Origin of the sequence: Pseudomonas sp. FSL W5-0299 (assembly GCF_005930655.1) — a bacterium.
GTDB classification, from domain to species: domain Bacteria; phylum Pseudomonadota; class Gammaproteobacteria; order Pseudomonadales; family Pseudomonadaceae; genus Aquipseudomonas; species Aquipseudomonas mandelii.
On the sequence record NZ_RXHX01000053.1, the window covers coordinates 20,995 to 27,674 of the forward strand.

Annotated in this window: 6 protein-coding genes; 2 read left to right on the top strand and 4 right to left on the bottom strand. The window is 58.3% G+C overall.

Going from position 1 to position 6,680, the window contains the following annotated elements; genetic code table 11:
• Nucleotides 1–193 precede the first annotated feature (193 nt).
• Both FHL16_RS31875 and FHL16_RS31880 read right to left on the bottom strand, forming a co-directional pair.
• The gene (locus FHL16_RS31875; RefSeq protein ID WP_077750376.1) at nt 194–2,449 is read right to left on the bottom strand and encodes a TonB-dependent siderophore receptor; all 2,256 of its coding nucleotides are present in this window, start codon (nt 2,447–2,449) and stop codon (nt 194–196) included.
• A gap of 253 nt (nt 2,450–2,702) precedes the next feature.
• Nucleotides 2,703–3,128 carry a hypothetical protein gene (locus FHL16_RS31880; RefSeq protein ID WP_077750377.1) on the bottom strand — a complete coding sequence of 142 codons (426 nt, stop codon included), beginning with the start codon at nt 3,126–3,128 and terminating at the stop codon, nt 2,703–2,705.
• Nucleotides 3,129–3,282: 154 nt separating this feature from the next.
• Between FHL16_RS31880 and FHL16_RS31885 the strand changes: the two genes are divergently transcribed.
• Nucleotides 3,283–3,957 carry a TetR/AcrR family transcriptional regulator gene (locus tag FHL16_RS31885; protein WP_077750378.1) on the top strand — a complete coding sequence of 225 codons (675 nt, stop codon included), beginning with the start codon at nt 3,283–3,285 and terminating at the stop codon, nt 3,955–3,957.
• 660 nt (nt 3,958–4,617) lie between these two features.
• On the opposite strand, the gene FHL16_RS31890 is transcribed toward FHL16_RS31885, so the two are convergent.
• Together FHL16_RS31890 and FHL16_RS31895 are read right to left on the bottom strand one after the other, a co-directional pair.
• Nucleotides 4,618–5,310, bottom strand: a complete 693-nt coding sequence (locus FHL16_RS31890) for an RES family NAD+ phosphorylase (RefSeq protein ID WP_010459214.1) — start codon at nt 5,308–5,310, stop codon at nt 4,618–4,620.
• The gene (locus tag FHL16_RS31895; RefSeq protein WP_077750379.1) at nt 5,304–5,708 is read right to left on the bottom strand and encodes an antitoxin Xre-like helix-turn-helix domain-containing protein; all 405 of its coding nucleotides are present in this window, start codon (nt 5,706–5,708) and stop codon (nt 5,304–5,306) included. Before FHL16_RS31895 ends, FHL16_RS31890 begins: the two co-directional genes overlap by 7 nt.
• A 194-nt stretch (nt 5,709–5,902) precedes the next feature.
• On the opposite strand from FHL16_RS31895, the gene FHL16_RS31900 reads away from it, so the two are divergent.
• A complete protein-coding gene (locus FHL16_RS31900; protein WP_077750380.1) occupies nt 5,903–6,373 on the top strand; it encodes an anti-virulence regulator CigR family protein in 471 nt (156 codons plus the stop codon).
• The last annotated feature ends 307 nt before the right edge of the window (nt 6,374–6,680 follow it).

A 6,680-nucleotide genomic window follows, 5' to 3' on the forward strand; every position in this document is an offset into this window, starting at 1 on the left:
GCAGCATCGGCCCGGGACTGATGATACACAGCGGTCAATGAGTGCGGAAGTCAGGAGCAGGTGAACGAGAGAATGGGCTATTTATTCGACATGAGGCGAGGACGCTTTCGTGTTTGTGTGTCGTCAAAAAGTACAACACCGGCGCAAGGCCGGTGTTGTGTCAGCAGAGTGCAGCGCCAACCGATCGGGTGCCTTAGAAACGGTACTTCGCCGAAGCCGTAATGCTACGCGGTGCACCGTATGTCAGGGCGCCGTAGGCATCGAAGATGTCGAAGTACTTCTCGTCGGTGACGTTGTTGGCATTCACCTGGCCCGAGAGGTTTTCGGTGAACTCGTAGCGAGCCATCAGGTTGACCAGGGCATAGGCATCCTGCTGGATCTTCTCGGAATTGCCGGCCGGGTTGACGGCGTAGGTGTAGATCGAATCCTGCCAGTTAACCCCGCCGCCAATGGTCAGCTTGTTGAACGCCCCTGGCAGACGGTAGGTGGTAAAGGTGCGCAGCAACTTGGTCGGGTACAGCGTGTTGACGTCGTCGCCGTTGGCATCTTCGGCCGTGAACTGGGTGTAACCCATCGATGCATTCCAGTCCGTTGCGAGCTCGCCGGAAACTTCCAGCTCGAAACCCTTGCTGGTCGCGCCTTCACTCGCCTCGTAGGCGAAGCCGCCGACCGGGTTTGAAGGATCGATCAGCGCGCCAGTGTTCTGGCCCAGGTTGTCTTGTTTGATCTGGAAAACCGCTGCGGAGGCGTTCAAGCGGCCGCCGAAGTACTCACCCTTCAGGCCCAATTCAGTGCTCTCGCCAACGATCGGTTCCAATGCCTGGCCACTGCGGTCGCGTACCGATTGCGGCAGGAAAATTTCTGTGTAGCTGGCATAAGCCGAAAGGTTGTCGGTGAGGTCGTAGACAATACCTGCATAGGGTGTCAGCTCATGATCGACATCGATCTTGCTCACTTCCGAGAAGACGTCATCACTGGTCTTCTCGTACCAGCTTTCACGCGCGCCAAGGATCACTTTCAAATCGTCGGTCACGTTCAGGCGGGTTGCCGCGTACAGGCCCTTCTGGCGGGTCTCGCTGTAACCGTAGTCGGTCCTCGGGCCCCATACCGGTTCTGCGAAATTACCGTTGTAGGAATCGAAATCGGCGACACCGCCAAAGCCTGTTTGCGCGTCGAGTGAATCGGTGTCGAACTTCTGCTTGCTGTCCACATAGCCGAAGGCCAATTCGTGCTCGCGACCCAGTAACGAGAACGGGCCATTGAAGCGGATGCCGTAGTCGTCCTGGGTGGTCTCGGTCTTGTAGGTCGCCGGGAACGAAGACATCGCGGAGCTGCCGTTCCTGCCTGGATTGCCGGACAGGTACAGCAGGGAAGAGTCGCCGGTGCGTTCGCCACGGTTGTAGCTCAGATTGACTTGCCAGTCGTTGGCAAAGGTGTGATCAAGATTGACGAAGTAGGTCTCGTAGGTCGTGTCCCACTTGCTCCATTTGGCGGAGGTCGACTTCGAGCGGCTCCAGTTGGTGCGGCCGCCGTCTGCGTACCAGACTGGCAGGCCTCCCCACATCGGCGAGTCGGCGTTGCTTTCTTGCCGGCTCAAGCCGAACCAGAGCGTGGTGTCGGGCGTCAGGTCGATATCCATCGTGCCATAGAGGGTCTGGCGCTTGTTCGAGTTCATATCGATCCACGTGTCGCCCTCGTTGGTCTCCCCGACCAGCCGCGCGCGAACGGTGCCTTCCTCGTTCAGCGCCGTGGACACATCAGCCTCGACGCCGTAGGTGTCCCAGGTGCCGGCGCTCAGTTCTACAGAACCCTTCAGGTCTTTACTGTTGGCGCGCTTGCGCACCATGTTGATGGAGGCGGATGGATCGCCGGCACCGGTCATCAGACCGTTGGCGCCGCGTACTACTTCGACGCGGTCATACATGGCCAGGCTGCTGAAAATTTCCCCCGAACTCCATGGCTGCTCGTAGATGGTGGGCACGCCATCGATCATCAGCGAGTTGAGCTCAAACCCTCGGGCGTTGAACTGCGCCCGGCTGGTCTCGTAGCGGTTGACCGACACACCGGTGGCATTGTTGACCACGTCGAGGATCGTATGCAGATCCTGGTCCTGTATGCGTTGCTGGGTGATGACGCTGACCGACTGCGGCGTCTCCCGCAGCGACATGCTCAACGGCGTGGCCGTGCGCGCAGCCTCCGTCGTGTAAGAGTTGGTGTCTTCGGTGACGGCACTGCGTTCGCGAATGGCCGTCTCAGTGATCGCGATAGGGGCCAAGGTCACAGAGCTTCCAGTCTCCGTCTGCTCAGTCTGTTCCGCCGCCTGCAAGGAGGGCGCAGTGATGGCGATACCGGCTGCCAGCATGTGCACTGCGAGCGCCAGGGGGCGCAGGGTCGAAGGCATGCGCGGCGTCACGGAGGTTTGTGTACACAGGGAGATGGGGGCGGTCATGCGAACACTCATTTGATTTTGCTGTTATTGAGAATCCGTATCATACGCAATGGAAATTGATTCTGGAATAGGATTTATACTCATTTGAGAGGGTTTATCAAATGAGATGTGTCCAGCGCATTGCGTGCACGCCTGGAGCGAGGCTGCATCGGCCGTTGACACAGGCTTGATCATGACGGAGGCAGCAATCGATCCGAGGCAGAGTCACCCCGGACCGATACGCTGCCCAAAAAGCGGGGACGTGTTTGGCGCGTCAAGACAGGCGCGATTCGCCTGTCGGGCTGCTCAGGTACACGGTTGTCACACCGATGCGCGAGAACACCAGCCACACAAACATCAGCACACTGCAACCGATGAGGAGCGAGGCGACGCCAATCAACGGCTCGACTGACGGGAAGCCCTTGAGCCGCAGCGTCAGCGCGCCGAGCATCAGCGGGACGCCAAGGTTGTATATCCAGAACTGCGCTGCGGCCACGCGCCCTTCGGTGATGGACGGGTGGGCTGTGCCGATGATGCCGAACAGGGCCATCGACACCCATCCCAACAGATTGATATGGGCATGTACCGCGAAGAGCGAATGATCGCCGGAAGCGCCCATTGCCACGCCCAGCATCACGCCAATGGCAAAGTAGAGGGCAGCGAGCCGAAACCAGGTCCGCGAACGGGGGTTGTGATTCATGGCATTCACCTCATGCGCCCTGGGGCGCGTTCAGTTGCTCAAACAATTGATTTGAAGTCGTCAGGCGCTCCTGCGTGCGACTTCTTGTGGGTTGGATATCGAGTGTCTATTATGAGACTCGTGTCTCACGACAAGACAGGATCTCATTTACTCCATGCCAATTTCCAAGTCAAGCCCGTCCAGCGGAGACGGCGATCAGGGCCGCGACAACCAGAAGCGCCGCACGCGTCAGGCGCTGATCGATGCCGCCATCGCCTTGCGCGACGAGGGCCATAACCCGACGGTTGCGCAAGTGGCCGAGCGGGCGATGGTGTCGCGCGCCACGGCGTATCGCTACTTTCCCTCGACGGAGGCGTTGATCAGCGAGACGGCGGCAGACCGAGACATGACGCCGCTGGAGCAGATCTGGCGGCCGGGGGACGATCCGGTAAAGGGCATCGGTCTGGCGGCGAACGCGTTGAACAAACTGTTGATCGACGACGAGATTGGTCTGCACGTGATGGAACGTTCGTTCATGACGGTGTGGCTCGAAAACGAATCCCGTGAGGCACTGCGACCAGGCCGACGCATGAGCTACATCGAGCCGATTGTCGACTCGCTGAAGGACGTGCTCTCACCTCGGGCGCGAAAGCGATTGAAGCAGGCGCTGTCGATCGTCATGGGCACCGAGGCGTTGATCGCCGTGCGCGATATCAGCCGCGCGAGCGTCGCAGAATCACTCGACGCCGCCGCCTGGGCGGCTCGGGCGCTGGTGCGTCAGGCACTGGCGGAGGATGAAGAGGCACGACGAAAACGCAACGCTTCGAGCGCGCGGTCTTCGGCTCCTTGACACCGCATACCCCTAAACTGCCTGTGATCCGGGCCGATACCGATCAAACGTAAAGACGGCGGCGTCTCGCTGGTCAATAGAAAACCGCAACCATAATTCGCCACAGCCTCCAAGGACGGTACTTTGAATCACATCAACACCTGCGCGTCAAACATCCACCATCGTGTCGCCCTTGGTTTGGTTGTCGGTATTGGCAAGCGTGCTCATCGCCGGCTGTTCCAGTCCACCTCCACCGGTCAGCGCGGTCTACCGCGAACCCTGCCTGGAGGCTGGCCCTGTCAACAGCGCGGTCTAAGATACGTGTGTGCAAGATCGGGAACTCGACAAAGCCTTGGCATACAAAGCACTTTTCGAAGATCTCGGGCCCTCTTTCCGGCACAGACACCCGAAGCACCGATGCTTTCATCGCTCGGGCACAGGCCGCCTTGGCACCGACCGGACCATACCCTGTCGAGTTGAGCGCAGGCAAAGAACCCGCGTGGCACGCCGACGAGCTCACGGGAGATAACCTGCATCGGGAAATCTGGATCACGCCAAAACGGTGCGTGGAGTGATGTAAACCTGGGTGCAAATCGGTGGTAACGCCCGCCCAATACGACAATGGGCAGGCCCGTGCAACGCAGCTTCAGCGTAATTTGATCAGACGATCAGACGATCGTTTCAAGCCTCGCTGATCTTGCTGACACTGGTGACCTGACCATTCCAGACCATCTCGTAATGCGCTGTTTGAATGATTGATAGAACCGGCTTGGGCGTCATCAGCGCCCAGCAATAACTGCCTTGCATCCGCACCGAGTGGTAACGAATCCCTGGACAGCGCGCCTCTTTGACGGACCTGCCCAAGCGCCGCGAGTGTGTGTAGTCGTCAGGGTCATAAACCGGATCTGTCAGCGCAATGGCAGCAGCGTCTTTCATTGCCACATCCACAAAGGCGCAGGACAACCCCCGGAACACAAACCTCTCATAATTGAGGCTCGGCACATTTGACCAATAAAGACTCTGGTGATGCCGAACCTCGGCCAATGCCGTGTCCATGGAGTCCGCCAGGTACAACACCCCAAAACGACCATCGCTGAACCGCGAACCCGCCGGGTTGACGTGGGTAAACGGCGCCGTCGCATAAGAGCAGCCAGGGATGCCGAACGGAATCTGATCCCGCGCAATCAACTCAAGATGACCCACTTCATTTTTCAGCCGGGGATTGGTCAGCGCCTGAATCTGATACAGCACCTCAAACTCGTCCGCATCCGCCACGTCATCAAACATCGCAATCGGTGGAAACTTCGAATTGACCAGGCGATAAGCCTGCAATTGCTCACCGGCCAGTTCTGCCAGTTCGCTCACCGTCACCATTGCGCACCACGCAGCACGTCAATGCGCTTGAAGGTTTCATACAAAGAAATCATGTCGCCCTGAGCCATGATCTCCAGCGGACTGCGCCCATTGAAAAACTCGTTGTGGTTGGCCATCGACGGGAAGCCGTAGACGTTGTCCGGGTTGTCGAAGACCAGGCGCAATGCGGCGTGGATGTTGAGCACGAAGCTGATGCGCTGCATCTGGTCCGAATCGAGCGTCACGGACCATGCGGGATCGCGCTGCCGGGCGCGGGTGTAGGTGCTGCGGGAAATGCGCAGGATGCGACAGGCCTGATCGCTGGAGGCGCTCCACTTTTCGAGGATGCCGACGGCAGCACGCAGGCCTGTTACGCATTGGGCTTTGGTAAAGGCTTGCTCCTGGAGGGGGACTGCCATATTCAATAGCTCTTTCTGAATCTGTAGATTCGAAGATAGGTTTAATGAATCTATAGAGCAAGTCTGCTTCGACCAATGGACATTGAAGTCATTGTTATCGGTTAAATACTTTTGGCGACGGGAAGGGAACCAATCTCCTCAATAACGACTAAATTTTAACGAGGGATATTTCCCCTTACTGAAGGAACGACCCAATGTTCACATCACGCTCATTGATTGCCGCTGTTACAAGTCTTGCACTGGTCTGCGGCTCGGCAACGGCATTGGCCGATCCGGGTAATGGAAAGGGCCAGGGGAACGGCAAGGGAAACCCGCAAAACGGCCAGGCCCATGGCAACCAGGGAGGCCAGGACGGCCAAGGCAAAAACTCCGGGGGCGGCGAATGGGGTCATGGCCCGAGTATCAATCACAACAGTATTCTGGGGATTGTCGGCGGCTATCGGGACTACTGGAGCCCCGGCCCTGCGTTACCACCTGGCATCCAAAAGAACCTCGCGCGCGGTAAGCCGCTGCCCCCCGGCATTGCCAAAAAACTGGATGGCCGCCTGGTTGGCAGGCTGCCTCATTACGACGGATACGAATGGCAGCAAGCGGGGACCGATTTGATCTTGGTGGCGCTGGCCACCGGGCTGATTTATGAAGTGTTGAACGGTGCGTTTGATTAGCGCTTGAGTGGCGAATGCGATTGGAATCCACTCACAAAAGCCTCGTGATTCATTCCAGGCTCTGATGCTGATCAGAGCCCGCATCCATTGCAGTCCGTCCGTCGCAGGGCCAGGAACCGAAATGGGATTCTTGCGTCCTATGGCATGCGATATCAACCTACGGAAGCCACCATGCTTTTAAAGAACAAGAGTCTTTTTGCTGTCATGTCCTGCGCCCTGATGCTTGCGGCTGCGCCATTGCTCCCCGTTGACCTGTCCGTCATGAACTCCGCCTATGCGAAAGAGGGTGGTGGTGGTGGTGGTGGTG